The organism is Pararhizobium qamdonense (assembly GCF_029277445.1).
Lineage (GTDB): Bacteria > Pseudomonadota > Alphaproteobacteria > Rhizobiales > Rhizobiaceae > Pararhizobium > Pararhizobium qamdonense.
This window is the reverse complement of record NZ_CP119567.1, coordinates 846316-860621: the sequence shown is the minus strand read 5'-3', so window position 1 is coordinate 860621 and position 14306 is coordinate 846316. Positions and strand designations below refer to the sequence as shown.

The 14306-nt window shown below is 55.7% G+C and carries 13 protein-coding genes; 7 read left to right on the top strand and 6 right to left on the bottom strand.

Translation table 11 applies throughout. From position 1 onward, the window contains the following. Positions 1–346: 346 nt before the first annotated feature. Complete coding sequence (gene dinB, locus PYR65_RS25075; protein ID WP_276121820.1) at positions 347–1399, bottom strand: DNA polymerase IV; 1053 nt, start codon at positions 1397–1399, stop codon at positions 347–349. A 347-nt stretch (positions 1400–1746) separates the two neighbouring features. On the opposite strand from dinB, the gene PYR65_RS25070 reads away from it, so the two are divergent. Together PYR65_RS25070 and PYR65_RS25065 are read left to right on the top strand one after the other, a co-directional pair. Then, positions 1747–2652, top strand: coding sequence for a S1C family serine protease (locus PYR65_RS25070; protein ID WP_276121435.1), 906 nt, complete (start codon positions 1747–1749; stop codon positions 2650–2652). A gap of 285 nt (positions 2653–2937) precedes the next feature. After that, positions 2938–3780: a glycosyl transferase gene (locus tag PYR65_RS25065; RefSeq protein WP_276121434.1), complete on the top strand. Its 843-nt coding sequence runs from the start codon at positions 2938–2940 to the stop codon at positions 3778–3780. A gap of 49 nt (positions 3781–3829) precedes the next feature. Here PYR65_RS25065 and PYR65_RS25060 read toward each other — a convergent pair whose 3' ends face one another. Both PYR65_RS25060 and PYR65_RS25055 read right to left on the bottom strand, forming a co-directional pair. Next, on the bottom strand, positions 3830–4816 hold the full coding sequence (locus tag PYR65_RS25060; RefSeq protein WP_276121433.1) for a mitochondrial fission ELM1 family protein: 987 nt from the start codon (positions 4814–4816) through the stop codon (positions 3830–3832). Then, entirely contained in the window at positions 4813–5739 is a 927-nt protein-coding gene (locus tag PYR65_RS25055) for a glycosyltransferase family 92 protein (RefSeq protein WP_276121819.1), read from the bottom strand. Before PYR65_RS25055 ends, PYR65_RS25060 begins: the two co-directional genes overlap by 4 nt. Positions 5740–5923: 184 nt before the next feature. Here PYR65_RS25055 and PYR65_RS25050 point away from each other — a divergent pair, with 184 nt between their 5' ends. The 3 genes from PYR65_RS25050 to PYR65_RS25040 all read left to right on the top strand — a co-directional run bounded on the left by PYR65_RS25050 (position 5924) and on the right by PYR65_RS25040 (position 8544). After that, entirely contained in the window at positions 5924–6760 is an 837-nt protein-coding gene (locus tag PYR65_RS25050) for a 3-deoxy-manno-octulosonate cytidylyltransferase (RefSeq protein WP_276121432.1), read from the top strand. Between the two features lie 48 nt (positions 6761–6808). Further along, on the top strand, positions 6809–7543 hold the full coding sequence (locus tag PYR65_RS25045) for a membrane-anchored protein (RefSeq protein ID WP_276121431.1): 735 nt from the start codon (positions 6809–6811) through the stop codon (positions 7541–7543). Between the two features lie 89 nt (positions 7544–7632). Next, complete coding sequence (locus tag PYR65_RS25040; protein WP_276121430.1) at positions 7633–8544, top strand: glycosyl transferase; 912 nt, start codon at positions 7633–7635, stop codon at positions 8542–8544. A gap of 55 nt (positions 8545–8599) precedes the next feature. Here the strand turns inward: PYR65_RS25040 and PYR65_RS25035 are convergent, their stop codons facing one another. Continuing rightward, positions 8600–9283: a glycosyltransferase family protein gene (locus PYR65_RS25035; protein ID WP_060637369.1), complete on the bottom strand. Its 684-nt coding sequence runs from the start codon at positions 9281–9283 to the stop codon at positions 8600–8602. A gap of 331 nt (positions 9284–9614) precedes the next feature. Between PYR65_RS25035 and PYR65_RS25030 the strand changes: the two genes are divergently transcribed. After that, positions 9615–11105 (top strand): ArnT family glycosyltransferase, encoded by a 1491-nt coding sequence (locus PYR65_RS25030; protein WP_276121429.1) that lies wholly within the window; start codon positions 9615–9617, stop codon positions 11103–11105. A 12-nt stretch (positions 11106–11117) separates the two neighbouring features. Here PYR65_RS25030 and PYR65_RS30490 read toward each other — a convergent pair whose 3' ends face one another. Beyond that, a complete protein-coding gene (locus PYR65_RS30490; protein WP_328518512.1) occupies positions 11118–11822 on the bottom strand; it encodes a hypothetical protein in 705 nt (234 codons plus the stop codon). After that, entirely contained in the window at positions 11713–12015 is a 303-nt protein-coding gene (locus PYR65_RS25020; RefSeq protein ID WP_276121427.1) for a hypothetical protein, read from the bottom strand. Before PYR65_RS25020 ends, PYR65_RS30490 begins: the two co-directional genes overlap by 110 nt. 255 nt (positions 12016–12270) lie before the next feature. On the opposite strand from PYR65_RS25020, the gene PYR65_RS25015 reads away from it, so the two are divergent. Beyond that, positions 12271–14304 (top strand): acyltransferase family protein, encoded by a 2034-nt coding sequence (locus PYR65_RS25015; protein ID WP_276121426.1) that lies wholly within the window; start codon positions 12271–12273, stop codon positions 14302–14304. Positions 14305–14306: the final 2 nt, after the last annotated feature.

Here is a 14306-nt window from a genome sequence, read left to right as displayed (position 1 = left end):
CCTTGAGTTATGATGAAGCGCCCGCCCTGTGCGGGCGTTTTGCGTTTCGGCCTTGCTGACGGGGCAGAGACCCGCTGGAACGCAGCATTTTCCGATGTGCATTTCCTGCATAGCTGCACTGCAGCATAAACGCTTTGAAATCATCGCGATCAGCGTATGATCATTTCCATCGAAGCAATGCACCTCCTCCCGCAGAGCTTCGAATTTCAGGCGGCCCACTCCTCCTCCCAAGGGGCGCCTGAAGGAACAGCGGCACTCCTCCTCCCAGTCGCTGTTCGGTTCTTTTCGAAAAGCCTGCCGCACCTCCTCCCGCGGCAGGCTTTTTCGTTTTGGAGGATTTGAGCATCTATAAATCGAGATCGAATTGCGGCTGCTGTTCTGCGTCGTCGCCAACGGAAGCGTTTGTCAGCGACGACAGGGTCACGCCCAGCAGTCGGATGGCGCGTTTGAACGGATAGACCGTGGCCAGAAGTGCCGATGCGGTGTCGAGGATATCTGCGGCATTTGCAACGGGCGTCGCTTTCGTGCGGCTGCGCGTCGCCTGGGTGAAATCGGAATATTTGATCTTCACTGTTACAGTCTTGCCGCTGATCCCCTGCGCCTCGCAATAGCGCCAGACCTTTTCGGCAAGCGGCTTAAGCTCCAGCCGGGCCAGATCGAAATCGGTGATATCCTCAACGAACGTGTCCTCCGCACCGGCGGATTTGCGGATCTGGTCGGGCCGGACGAGGCGCTCATCGATACCGCGCGCGATCCCGTAGAAATAGGGACCGGACTTGCCGAAATGCTCCTGAAGGAAAGCCAGCGATTTCTGCTTCAGATCAAGTCCGGTTTCGATGCCGTATTTGCGCATCCGCTCGGCGGTTGCCGGTCCAACGCCATGAAACTTCTTCACTGGCAAAGCCTCGACAAAGCCTGGGCCGTTCTTTGGCGTAATCACGGCTTGCCCATTGGGCTTGTTGAGATCGCTCGCCATCTTGGCGAGGAACTTGTTGTAGGAAATCCCGGCGGACGCGTTGAGACCGGTCACCTCAGCGATCCTCGCGCGGATTTCTGCGGCGATCTCGGTGGCGATTGCCATGCCTTTCAGGTTTTCCGTCACATCGAGATAGGCCTCGTCCAGAGATAGCGGCTCGATCAGCGGCGTGTATTCGGCAAAGATCGCACGGATCTGCTGGGAGACCGCCTTGTAAACGTCAAAGCGCGGCGGCACGAAGATCAGGTCTGGACATTTTCGTTTGGCAGTGACCGACGGCATGGCCGAATGCACGCCGAATACTCTCGCCTCGTAGCTGGCCGCAGCCACGACCCCGCGCGCCGCCGATCCGCCAACGGCAAGCGGCTTGCCGCGCAGCTCCGGATTGTCGCGCTGCTCGACGGATGCATAGAAAGCATCCATGTCGACATGGATGATCTTGCGCTGACGCACTGGCTCATCCGGCGTTTGAGCCCGTGATATTGGATCTGGAATGGCTGTAGTATCATCGCCGGGCATATACATCACGAGGCGTCCAGCTTGATTGCGCGTGGTCTATGAAGGCAAATGCGCCCTTGAACAAAAGAGGAACATACAGCGCTGCGGCTGGGATTGTAAGTCAGATATTTCGCGTCTCGCTAACTTTGGGGCACTGAGTGTGGGGCAAGGGCTGAGGACTGTGTCGTCGCGATGCGTAACCTGAGACTTGCGGGGTGCCACACGTCTTCCTACCTCTAGGAGAGATTAAAAAAATCCGGCGGGACCGAAACATGGATGTACACTCAGTCAAACACTCGATGGTGGCCGTTCGGACATCCATCCCGGACGATGCCTTCACGGCCCGCTCGCTGGGCACGGTGCGCGAAGGCAGTGGGGTCGTCATCCGCGACGATGGCCTGGTGCTCACCATCGGCTACTTGATCACTGAGGCGGATGAGGTTTGGCTGACACGGCCAGATGGCACGGTCATTCCCGGTCATGCGCTTGCCTATGACCAGGAAACGGGGCTTGGCCTGATCCAGGCGCTGGGGCCCCTGGACTGCCCGGCGCTGACGCTCGGCGACGCATCGAAAACCAGGGTTGGCGATCCCGTCGTCTTTGCCGACGGTTTTGGCCGGCTGGTGGAGACCAAGATCGTCGCGAAACGCGAGTTTGCCGGATATTGGGAATATCTGCTGGATGAAGCGATCTTTGTTTCTCCCGCCCATCCATCCTGGGGTGGGGCTGCCATCGTCGGGCAGGATGGCAAGCTTCTGGGTATCGGCTCGCTCAAGCTGGTCATGAGCCGGAACGGAGAGAGTTCCGACATCAACATGATCGTCCCGATCAATCTGCTTCCACCCATTCTCGACGATCTGCTCACGCTTGGACGCGTGAACAAGCCACCGCGCCCTTGGCTTGGCGCCTTCGCGGCCGAAAGCAATGGCGACGTGGTCGTCATGAGTGTTGCAGCGGATGGTCCAGCCGCGCAGGCCGGGTTGCGGGGAGGCGACGTTATCGCAGAGGTCCGCGACGGAGAAATTTCCAGTCTTGCCGACTTTTACCGCAAGGTCTGGAAGAGCGGCCGCGCCGGATCGGAAATCCCCGTCCGCGTCCTGCGCGACGGCCGCGAAGTCTGGCTTCGTGTCAGATCGGGGGATCGCGACGAGTTCCTGAAAAAACCGCAGCTGCAGTAAAATCAGCGTCTACCGGCGCGCGATGCAAAAGAAACTGGGAGAAGCTCGTCGGTTCCCTCCCCAGTTCTCGTCGTGGCGGGTCATTCCACAGCATGCGGTTTTCCGCCGAAATAGCACTGGTTTGGATTGGCTAAAGATTGACAAGGGTATCGCGTGATCTAAAGACCTGACAGGATCGCAAAGCAGTTGTTCAATCTCCTGGAAACTTTGTGCAGGAAACTGAATACAACCATAAACGGACAGCGCCGCATCGGTTGAGAGCGCGCCACGGGGAGTTTGACATATATGGCTTCGACAGTGCTGGCGGCAAGCGGCGGCGTTAAGCAGGTCATCTGCATCAGCTGGGGAACAAAATATGGCGCTCCCTTCATCAATCGCCTCTATGCGATGGTGGCACGCAACATCACGCCGCCGTTTACCTTCACCTGCTTCACGGACAATCGGATAGGACTTCATCCGGAAATCCTGTGCGAGGACCTGCCGCCGCTCGATGTGGAAATGCCGGTGAACACAAGGGGTATCTGGCCGAAAGCCCGGCTTTGGGGAGAGAAGCTCGGGAGCCTGAAGGGCCCCGTTCTATTTCTTGACCTTGATCTGGTGATCGTCTCGTCACTCGATGATTTTTTTGAGATCGGCGATCCCGATGATGTCGTCATGGCAAAAAATCAGACCACGCCATTGGAGCGTTTGGGGCAGACATCGCTGTTCCGGTTTCCCGTTGGCAAACTTTTGCCCCTGCAGCAGAAATTCCGGGCCGACCCGCAGGGTGTGGCGGACACATTTCGCTATGAACAGCGCTTTGTGAGCCGCAACGCGCCTGGGGGAGTGACGTTTTTTCCGCGGCGGTGGGTGTTGCATTTTCGGCAGGATTGCCGCTGGCCCTTTCCTCTCAACTACGTCCTGGCGCCGCGATTGCCAAAGGACGCCCGCGTCGTCATTTTTCCGCGCGGTTTGCTTCCGCAGCACGCCATCGATGGTAAATACGGAGAGAAGGGCCTGCCGACGTCGCCCCTCCAGCATATTTTGGGGGTCTTCGACGCCACGAAGCGACGGAAGAAGGCACCGTTTCGCTACCTGCGCCACTATATCCGCCCCACGAAATGGGTTGCCGATCACTGGCGGGAATGAGGCGCAGAAGGTATCAGCCCGTTAAGCTCTTGGCCTTGAGGAGGACAGTTCAAGGGTCCGGGTTCAATACGGATCGGATGATGGATCCGATCCGCCGGGTCTCGTCGAGCGGCTGATAGGGATAGGCTTCCATCTGACCGTGATAGGGCCGGGTGAGCCCCAAAGTATCGCTCAAGTCGCGGTGATAGAACTCGAATTTCTCAAGCCGTGGCCCTGGCACATGTGTCAATTCGAGTGAATAGACGGGCTTTCCCGTTGCAACCGCCTCGCAGGGCATGGTTATGGAGTCCTTGGTAATCAAGAAACCATCGGCCGCAGCCATATAGGAGAGATAGGGGTTTTCACCGGTCCGGTCCCAAACGTCAACGTTTGGGGACCGAAGCTTCAGCAAAGCCTTCAACGTCGCCTCTTCCGATCTGCGCGATACCGAGACGAGAACACGCCACCCCTCCAGCTCCAGATGCCGGACCGCTTGGCTGATCACATCATGCGTTTTTTCGTCATAGAGATAGGCGCCGTTTGGCCCGCCGACAAACACCGCCGCGATCGGCTTTCCACCACGGCCATAACGCGCACGCGCATCCTCTCTCAAAGGGCTCAAGCGCTTGGATGTAATTTGATGCGGCACGCCCACCATCGGATGATAATTGGGCAGATTGTCCAGTTCCGGCACCCAGTCGTGGCGTGAGACGAAGACCATATCGTAACCGTCGATGCGCGGCCGCTGGAGATGAACGGCCAGTGGCCGTCCGCCATAGGCCGATTTGATGTCCAGTGTGGCCTTCTCGGCCCTGAAGCCGCAGGAGACGAGCACGACCGGTTCCCGCTCGCTGCGCCGGAAGAGCGCAGGCTCGAACCATTTTCGAATTCCGCGTGACCGGTTGATGGTTTTCACCACGGGAGATGGGGTGAGCTGCTTCAACACGCCGACACATTGCGTCAGGGTTCCCGCCTTGCTTTCGGTCACCGCCCAGCCGCAATCAGCGGCCGGGATGGCCTCGTCGTTGCTGGTGTCATGGTGCGGTATTGCTGTCATCTCTGCTGCCTGCTTTGTAACGCAATATCATTCTTGACGACAAAATCCACCATTGCCCGATCTTCGATGGCATTGTCCTCGATATAGCGGATCGACGAGAGGACCTTCTGCTTGTATTTTTCCGAGGAGCCGTCAAAGGACCAGCCACGGTTGATCTTCTCGTGCAGTTCCTGCTCCGATCGCGCGTAGTAGTGGTTGAGTTGAAGAAATTGCGAGGAATAGAACTCTGAGGATTTTCTGTCGCGTCCGGAAAATCTTTGGCCGGCATCATTGACGGTGATATCGCCATAGGTCCTGGTTTTGAAATGATGCACGCTGACACCCGTCACCTCGACCGGATCGACAATACATTTGAAGTTGTTCGCATCGCTATCCCGGCGCATCGGGTCGGAGACCCGCATGACATAGCTGAGGCTCACCGGGTTTGGGGGCCGCACCTTATGGCCGCTATGTCCGAACATATGCCATGGCAATGAAATATTGGGAAAGCCGCCAGCGCCCTGTAAAGCCTGCTCGAGCGTTTGGCCGTGTTTCGGAAGAAGGAACTCATCGACATCGATGAATGCCATTCGCTGATACCGGCCTCCGTAATTGAGGATCGCATGGGCGAATGCGATGTTTTGACCATTGAGGATTTCGGTCGTGCTACGATCGCGCATGCGCATCGTCCACGGCATGACGGTGAGTTCCAAGGGCGTCAAGACGTCTTGCAGCACCTCCAGCGTCGCATCCGTGGAGCCGTCATTATAGATGTGGAAATGCCTCACCCCGACTGCCCGGTGAAAGCGCACCCATTCCTCGATATATGTTTCCTCGTTCTTGACGCAGGCCACGATAGCAATGCCGTTGCGATGCGCCTCAGGCGCAGGCGGCGAGATTTCCAGTTCCCGGGTAATATGTCGTTTTGTCTTCCAGCCGAACATAGATGTGGTCACTCTCCCCAAGATTGTCAGATATAGAACAGGATATCTCCGGCGGCTAGCTCCGGTCATAGACTAAGCCGGAATGCAAAGGGAGCCGCTGAATTGCTTTCAGGAACAAAGATTTATAAAGTAATCGCTTGGATTCGCTGAAAGGCGGATAACCACAGGCGCGGATTGAACAACCATGAATTTGCCTAGGCCCGGTGCGACAACCAACTTGAAAATCCACAATGAGTGGCGGGATCTCTTTGCCCAATTTTCGCACATCGTTTTGGTTGCCAACAGCGATGACATCGACATGGAAGGCCTGCAACGAGACTATCCCGATACCGCGCTCTTCGTCTTCTTCAACAAGGTCTACAAGGTTTTGGGGCGGCCATTTCCGGGCAACTCCCTGCTGATATCAAGGGCACAGCCGAAGGGCGCCAATATCGTTTATCGCGGTGAAGTGGCCGAGGTCGTCAAACTATTGGCGGCCGAAACATTTCTCGGGATCATGAACGTGCGCTTGAGCACGGCGGAACGGTTCAATACCCAGGCGGATTACCTCGATACACCGACTGGCCATCTGGATCTGGTGGACTATTGCGCCGATTTTTACCCGGCGGATAAAGTTCCGACCACTGGCTTTGCAATGTCTTTGTGGCTTACCGATCAGAAGATTCCAGCCGAGATCGTCCTTGCCGGTTTCTCGGCGAAACGGAGCGACAAATGGCGTGTGGTCTCGGTGCACGACTGGACGTTCGAGCAAGTGTTCCTCCGGCTTTCGGCAAGGGCCGGCAACCTGTCGATCTATGAGGGTATGTCTGCAAGCAGCTATGCAAAACTGGCTTTGCGGTTCCCGGAGCTCTTGACTACCGAAATTTCCGCAACAATTTCAGACGTTATCTCTCGCCGCTTGGGCGAAACAGACGCCCAGGTCGATAAGCTCATCTCGCTGACCAATGCGTTTCGCTCGCTCGATCTGTTCCTGCGGCGCTTGAAGCCGAAATTCTTGAAAAGAAGCGCGGACACCAAATAGAGCTGCTGATCGGGCAGCGCTCAGCTTGGCTGAACAAGAGAAAATAACATGGCATCGTGGATTGCAGAGACACGCAAGCGGCTCTACCGGAACGTCAAGTACCAGATCATCCGGCCAGCGCCGCCCGCTGCACCCGCGCCCTTCAAGGCGCCCGTTGTCGTCGTCGGTTCTGCCCCCGTATCGAATATGGTCAAGGGTTGGCAGCCAGATTTTCCGATCATCACCATCAATGGCTCGCAATCGGCGATAACGCCCTGGGGCTTCTCGGCGCCGGATATCACGTTCCTGCAGTTCAACCAGATCGAAGGAACCAACACCAATGCCGTGGAGGTGCGGCGGGTCTTGTCGGGACAGCGAACCGGGGCTCTCTATGTTTTTCTATGGCGCAAGGACGATCGGCCGCGCCTTGAAAACGGGTTGAGGGCTTTCGACTATCAATATGACAGTCTGCAAATTGTTGACCGGTATGAGCGGATGGCACTCCTTGATCGTGTCGCCGGTGTCAAATCCCTGGAACTCGACACGGAATCCAAATGCTCGAACGGTATGAACGCGGTGCTCTTTGCGTTTCACAACGGAGCGCCGGCGGTGATCATCACCGGTATCAATCCGGGCTCGACAGGGCACGCCTACAATCAGGCCGGGTTGGCACGTGCGCATGTGCAAATGGACAAGGCGATCGTGGCCAAGCTTCTGGCGCAGAAGCGTCCCCTATATACCGCAGATCCGAAAGTGTCAGAGGACATCGGAATTCCTCTCTGGACCGGCAGCGAATGGGGATGATATCCCGTGACAGCCTCATGCTGATCTTGGCCGGCGCGCTGTCGTAGCCGCATATGCAAGAGCGACACATGAAAAGAGAGGGTTAGCCAATGCCCGCAAATCGCCCTTTATCAAGGACGTTCATAAAGCTAGCTGCCCAGCTCTTCGGCGGAAAATCCCGCGCCCATGCGCAGGATTGGCTTCCCGGTCTCAAGCTCATTCCGCCGACCCGGCAGGAGCGCGGCTCGATCCATTTCTGCGGTACTCTGGTTGGGCGGTTGATCAGCGCCGAGGGCATTCATACGCAAAGCCCGGCCATCTATATCGTCGGCACAGGACCTTCCATCGGGAGTTGCGACTTGTCGCGCGCGGAAGAAAATTCATGCATTCCTTTGAACGGATCCCTGCATCTCGTGCCCGATCAGATCGCAGCACCACTCGCCGTTGTCATCGATGATGAAAGATTTGTCTGGAACCACTTCGATCTCTTTCAAAGAATTCCGCCGCATTGTCCATGCGTTTTCTCCGTCAGCGTGATCAGAGCAATTTGCGAGCAGGATCGATCCTGGCTGCAACATCGGCAAATCATTTTTTCCGACGATGTTCAAAAACCATACCGGCACAAGCGCAGAGGCATCGCTGAATTGAAGGCGCTGCCTTACATAAGGCTGAGCACTGACGGAGAAGCTGGGTTTTCGACAGACCCTGGTGCCGGTGTCTTCCGGGGCGGCTCGGTCGTCGTGTCAGCGGTACAGTTTGCCTTGTCGCTGGGGGTGAAAAAACTGGGTTTTCTGGGCATAGACATCGCCAACGCCAACGAGCCCCGCTTTTATGAGAAGGAAACCCGCAGCTTCACAGGAATTCAAAGGGGACAGGGCCGTATTCTCAGCCATTTGGCGCTCGCCAAAGAATTTGCCAGCGAAAACGGTGTCGAGCTCGAAAACTACTCGTCAACATCTGCACTTGAGCTGATCGGCTTGGACTACAACGACACATTTTCCAGGCATCGCACGCCGCTCTAAAACGGGCCTACAGCCCCGGCGCAACCGGGGCTGTAATCGATGACGGCTTCAAGCCTCAACGCTGTTGAACGAAAAGCACACGTTCGCGCGCATCAAACCACTCCTGCGCATAGTCGTCGTTCTTGTACTCTTCGAAATAGGGGCCGCCGTCTGTGAAGTGCACGAGATCGGCGTTTTCATTGTGTTCGTATTCGTTCACCAGCCAGTTCCAGGTCGGTGGGAGTTCGCCGATCAGCTCCTCCGATTCCAGCCATTTGAACTGGTGAAGCTCAAGGCCGGTTGCGCTGTTGACATAGTCCAGGTCAAGTTTTTTGCATTTGGCATTGTTGAACAGAATGACGCTCGACCAATTCTTTTTCTCGTATTTGGTCTGAACCTGCCCGAGAAATTTCGTTTCGACCTTCGGGACATAGTTATGTTTGACGCACATCGCCGCATAACGGTCGTCGCGCAATTCCCACAGCTTGGCGATATCGGTGCGCATGAGCATGTCGCAATCGGCAAACAGGGACCAGCCTTCAAAATTGCTCAGATATGGGACCAGGAACCGGGAAAATGAAAACTCTGTCGATTGAAGCGCATTTCGTTCGCGCGTGAAAATCTGTCCTACATTGTCCAACGAGATGGGCGTGAAAGAGACTGGGATGGAGCTTTTCTCCAAAATGCTCTGGGTGAGCACGTGATAGGCGACGACTTCCTTGCTGTCGAAGCCGATGTATACGTTCGCTTTGTCCGTCATAACTGTTCCGATTCTCAAGTTTCAGGTCAGGTTAAGTGCAGCGGGTGGTTGTTTCCAGCTGCACAACAGTTCCAGAGATATGCATCACTCTGCATTTTGTTTTCCAGTTCCATCCCTTCTGTCGAAATGCAAGCTTAGGGGTGTCATCCTCATCGAGCAACTAAAATAGCCGCCTCGTCATGGCCTTCAAGGGCGAATGCCGGGCAACGCTTGCATTACGTAAGCGTCAGCTTGCTGCGAACGGCAGTGCGGAGGGTGTCGGCAAGCTGGCAATCGCACCGAACTTGATATAGGTGCCTAATATTCCGGCGCTATTGGTAGAAAGCAGACGATGAAATTATTGGTCCGCAAGCCAGAACTGGTTTTCTTTTTGGTGGCGATATATTGCCTGATCAGCGTCACCGTCAGGTTGCTGCGGCAGGAATCTCTCGAGATCGACGAGTCGGAACAGGCATTTTTATCCCAGTTCTTTCTGGCTGGATACGGAACGCAACCGCCTCTCTACAACTGGTTGCAATATATCGTTTCCGGCATGTTCGGAATATCGGTCGCCACATTGACGATCGTAAAAAACGGCTTTCTGCTGTGCGCTCTGTTTTTCTATGGGTTGGCGGCGCGGGCGATCATCTCGGATCGCGCCCTCTCCATGATGGCGATGCTGGGCATATTGACCGTGCCGGCCATCTTTCTCCTTGTGCAACGCGACCTTTCTCATACGGTTGCCGCGTTGTTTACCGTGTCTCTGTTTCTCTACGGGTTCCTGGAAACTCTCAAAACACCGCGCCTGTCCACCTATCTGATGACGGGTCTTGCTGTCGGGCTGGGTGTCCTTGCGAAGTATAATTTCGTGGTCATCCCCGTTGCAGCTGTTATCGCCATTTTGCCGGATCCGGAATTGCGCAAGCGACTTTTCGACTGGAGAGTTCTTCTGGCTGCAGCGGCGGCGTTTGTCGTCGCCGCTCCGCATATCTACTGGGTGTTTTCAAACCTCGCCCTGGCAAGCGGCGGCACGATCAGCGAAATGAAGGAAGGCGCCGAATCCGCAGTCTTACCCCATGTCTTTCATGGGCTCCTCGCCTTGTGTATCGCGATCGTCAAGAGCATCGCCATTCCGGCCGCCGTGTTCGGCCTTGTCTTCTACGGTCACCTCAAAGAGATCGCCAAGGCTGAAAGCCAATGGACGCGCGTCACCGGACGCATGCTCGTTGCCTGTCTGGTGATCGTGGCTGTTATTGTCATCGGAATTCAAGCGACACATGTCCGCGAAAAATGGCTTGTGCTCTTCATTATCCTGACGCCGCTTTATCTTGCAGCCAAGATCGATGCGGCTCACATCGAGGCTTCACCGCGATTGCCAAAGTTTGTGGGGATTGTGGCTTTCCTGTCCGTTGGCACAATCCTGATGCTTTTTGCCAGCGTTTATGCTGGTCCCATGATTGGCCGCTATTCCTTTGCGCATACACCCTATAGCGATTTTACCCACAGCGTTTTGAACGATCGGGATGCGAAGCCAAGCGGGGTCGTCGTGGATGACCGTATTCTGGCAGGCAATCTGAAGATCGAGTTTCCCGATACACCCGTGTTCCTGACGTACTTTCCCGCAGAAATCGGCACTCTTCCTGTACCCGCGGGCCTGCTTCTTGCGGTTTGGTCAGCCGAGGGTGACGATCGGCAGAGCATTCCGCCAAACATCATCGCATTTCTGGCAAAAAACGGCATAGCGGCAGAAAGGCTGGAAAGCCGTTTTCTCAGCATTCCCTATCATCGGGGAAAAAGCGGCGACACCTATCGCTTCGGCTATAGTTGGATCGAGCGTCCCTGACCGGCAGCCCGGTCAGCGTTTTACACCAGGCTCTACGGCGGAGATATCCTGGTAGCTTTGGGCAAGCGGGATGCCCACATAGTCTGAAAGGTCCCGCTCGGTGGTGAAGACATCGCCTCGATCGCGCAATTGCGTCAGCACGAAGGTATCCTCCTCGATCTGTCTGCGAACGCTTCCCTTGGCATTGTAGGAATGCCCCATTTTCTGCAAGGAGAAGCCAGCCAGCGTCACAGAGGGCACACCCATGAAGAGCGCATAACACAGCGCTGCAACGCCGTTCGTCACTTTGCCCACGTCTCCGATCTCCGCAGGCAGGCCGCCGCTGACGTGGTGAACGATCGCCTCCCGGTCACTCTTTGTTGCCCGCATCAGGCTTTTGTAGCGAACGTTGGGTTTCAACAGGAGTTTGAGATGCATGACCCAGAGCGGTCTCGTATGGAGCCACAAAAGACCCCGCGTCCGCACATAGGGGTGCTCCTCCCAGGACTTCTTTTTCTTGCGGAATGTCAGGTCAGCAGGGGGGAGCCCAAGCTGATTTGCGGTTTTTCCCGCATTGTTGATATCCACGCGCGCGCAGTTCTGCAGAATTTCCTGTGGAAGGGTCGGGTCAGGCGCAGATCCGAACAGAAGCCAGGGCCGATCCAAAATTCCCAGCTTGGTAAGCCATTTGCGGTGTTCCGCTCGAAAATTCTGGAGATGATCGATGTCTGTATTCAAGGAAAAACCTGCGGGTATCTGGAGTTTTGGCAGTAAAATATAAATCCGTTTTCCCGTAGAGCGCCAGCGATTTCTGTATTTCCCCGTTAGATTTCAGGATGTTCGGATAAAATAGGCTGGCTTGGCCGTGCTGTAATCCAAGGATTTCAGGCGTATCTGCGGCAGGATGATGCAAACAATTGAACAAGATCATCCTTTATCTTCCACAATTGCGGGATAGGCAATTCCGATACAATTCGTGCTGCGGATTATTCTTGTAGCATATATGCCCGTACAGGCTGCAGTAAGTGATGATGCGCACTCAATGGTCGCTCTGGAGTTCGTTCACGTTGCAGAAGTGCGGCATTTTTTCTGATCAATGATTTGGACACCGATCGGAAACCTTCCTATACACGGCCTCCTGCATGTAGGCGTCGCGTGACGAAGACCAAGTGAGTTCGCTAAATGGATGGAAGCAGTGGCCAACAGACATCTTGATTACAGGCCAGACCTTGACGGACTAAGAGCCGTCGCAATTCTGCCCGTCCTGTTTTTCCACGCGGATATCTCCTGGTTTCCCGGCGGTTTTGTCGGAGTCGATGTGTTTTTCGTTCTCTCCGGCTATTTCATGGCCAGAGTGATCATGGCCGATCTGGACCAGGATGACTTCAGTTTTGGCAGGTTCTACCTGCGGCGCATCCGCCGCATCCTGCCTGCATTGTTTTCAATGATCCTGGCGACGTCAGTCGTGGCATGGTTCCTCTTCATGCCGAAGGAGTTTGAATATTTTGCCGAAAGTGTGAGAGCGGCAGCGCTGTTCACGTCGAACCTGCTTTTTGAGAGCGAGAGCGGCTACTTCGATATCGCCGCCGAATTCAAACCGCTGCTGCATACCTGGTCACTGTCGCTGGAAGAGCAATTCTACATCGTCTTTCCCGTGGCGCTCGTGCTTGCCCACAGATACGCCAGAAAACATTTGACCGGGATCTTGCTGACCGTGCTTTTGGCATCGTTTGCCGCCAGCAGTTGGGCGGTGTTTCATTCCCCGGAAAAAGCCTTCTATTTCCTTCATTTCCGCGTTTGGGAGCTTCTGATTGGCTCGGCGGTCGCGATACTGCCGCGTCCGGACTACCGCGCTGGATTACCGAAATATCTTAGCCTTTTGGGGATCGGTGGCATTTTGGCTGCCGTTTTCCTCTATTCCCGTGAAACGCCGTTTCCAGGCGTTTACGCGGCGCTCCCATGCGTGGCGACCGCTCTGGTCATTCATGCCGGCGCCAAAGACGGAATTGTTGCGGCCGTTTTAAACAGCCGTGTCTTTGTTGCTATCGGGCGGCTCTCCTATTCCCTCTATCTTTGGCATTGGCCCGTTATCGTCTTTTTCAGAAATTGGCTGGGTCATGAACTGACTTTCATGAACAGCGTTCAGGTCGTAGTTCTCTCGTTTTTCTTCACCTATCTCTCCTGGCGCTTGATCGAACAGCCGGCACGTTATGGCGCGGTCGCATCGTCAAAGCTGATTATGCTCGGTGTCAGTGGCGGCGCCATGATCGCGGCGGTCGCGTTCGGTTTTATCGTCAAGGACATGGGCGGTATTCCCCAACGGTTGCCAAAGGACGTCTACGCGCTGTACGCGGCCACTTACGATAAAGGTCCGTTCCTGTCGGAAAAATGCTTTACGGATACCGACGGGAGCGGTTTGCAACTGGGTGCCATCCGCGAGGGAAACCTCTGCGCCATGGGGGCTTCGGGCGATGGGAAGCCTCAATTCCTTGTCTGGGGAGATTCTCACGCAGCGGCCATTGCGCCGGCGATCAGCGATGCGGCGCTTCAAAGCGGCGTATCCGGCAAGTTTGTCGGGCGGGCATCCTGCCCGCCGCTTCCCGATACAGTGTTTGGTCCCCAGCATTTCGTCGATCGGTGCAAGGACACCAACAAGGCCATCATGGACCTGATCGAAAGGGAAAAATTCCCGTTCGTCTTTCTGGTCGGTTACTGGCCCAAATATGTTCACCGGGCGGAACTGCCAGGCGAGGGAATTTACTTCGATGCGTCACCTCAGCCGGAACTGGAAGACTTCTCTGCCCCCATCCTTGCAAGCTTCCGCACGACCATCGCCAAGCTTGCCCAGCAGGGCACACGAGTCGTCTTGGTCATGGACGTGCCGGAAATGGGGCGTGATGTGCCAGAAGCGCTGGCGCGCGCCAAAATGACCGGCTTGTCTCTCGATATCGCTCCTCCGCTCGCATACACGCAACGCAGGCAGGCGCTGTCACGGCAAATATTAACGCTCAGCGCGGAAGAAAGTGGCTCTTTTCTGGTCGATCCCATGAAGGCCCTGTGCGACAGTGAAAAATGCCACGCCATGGCCGATGGAAAAGTTCTCTATAAGGACGGGGACCACCTGTCGCTGCAAGGTGCCAAGTTTCTGGCACCAGTATTCCAGCCGATATTCTCCACTATTCATGGTGAATCGCAGACTGTTGTTAAGGGTGGGAATTGATC

Bases quoted from the DNA above. Each gene is read 5' to 3' on its own strand.
- PYR65_RS25055 (WP_276121819.1), bottom strand. From the start codon at position 5,739: ATGTTCGGCTGGAAGACAAAACGACATATTACCCGGGAACTGGAAATC.
- PYR65_RS25060 (WP_276121433.1), bottom strand. From the start codon at position 4,816: ATGACAGCAATACCGCACCATGACACCAGCAACGACGAGGCCATCCCG.
- PYR65_RS25070 (WP_276121435.1), top strand. From the start codon at position 1,747: ATGGATGTACACTCAGTCAAACACTCGATGGTGGCCGTTCGGACATCC.
- PYR65_RS25020 (WP_276121427.1), bottom strand. From the start codon at position 12,015: ATGATCTTGTTCAATTGTTTGCATCATCCTGCCGCAGATACGCCTGAA.
- dinB (WP_276121820.1), bottom strand. From the start codon at position 1,399: ATGGATGCTTTCTATGCATCCGTCGAGCAGCGCGACAATCCGGAGCTG.
- PYR65_RS25035 (WP_060637369.1), bottom strand. From the start codon at position 9,283: ATGACGGACAAAGCGAACGTATACATCGGCTTCGACAGCAAGGAAGTC.
- PYR65_RS25015 (WP_276121426.1), top strand. From the start codon at position 12,271: ATGGAAGCAGTGGCCAACAGACATCTTGATTACAGGCCAGACCTTGAC.
- PYR65_RS25030 (WP_276121429.1), top strand. From the start codon at position 9,615: ATGAAATTATTGGTCCGCAAGCCAGAACTGGTTTTCTTTTTGGTGGCG.
- PYR65_RS25065 (WP_276121434.1), top strand. From the start codon at position 2,938: ATGGCTTCGACAGTGCTGGCGGCAAGCGGCGGCGTTAAGCAGGTCATC.
- PYR65_RS25045 (WP_276121431.1), top strand. From the start codon at position 6,809: ATGGCATCGTGGATTGCAGAGACACGCAAGCGGCTCTACCGGAACGTC.
- PYR65_RS25050 (WP_276121432.1), top strand. From the start codon at position 5,924: ATGAATTTGCCTAGGCCCGGTGCGACAACCAACTTGAAAATCCACAAT.
- PYR65_RS25040 (WP_276121430.1), top strand. From the start codon at position 7,633: ATGCCCGCAAATCGCCCTTTATCAAGGACGTTCATAAAGCTAGCTGCC.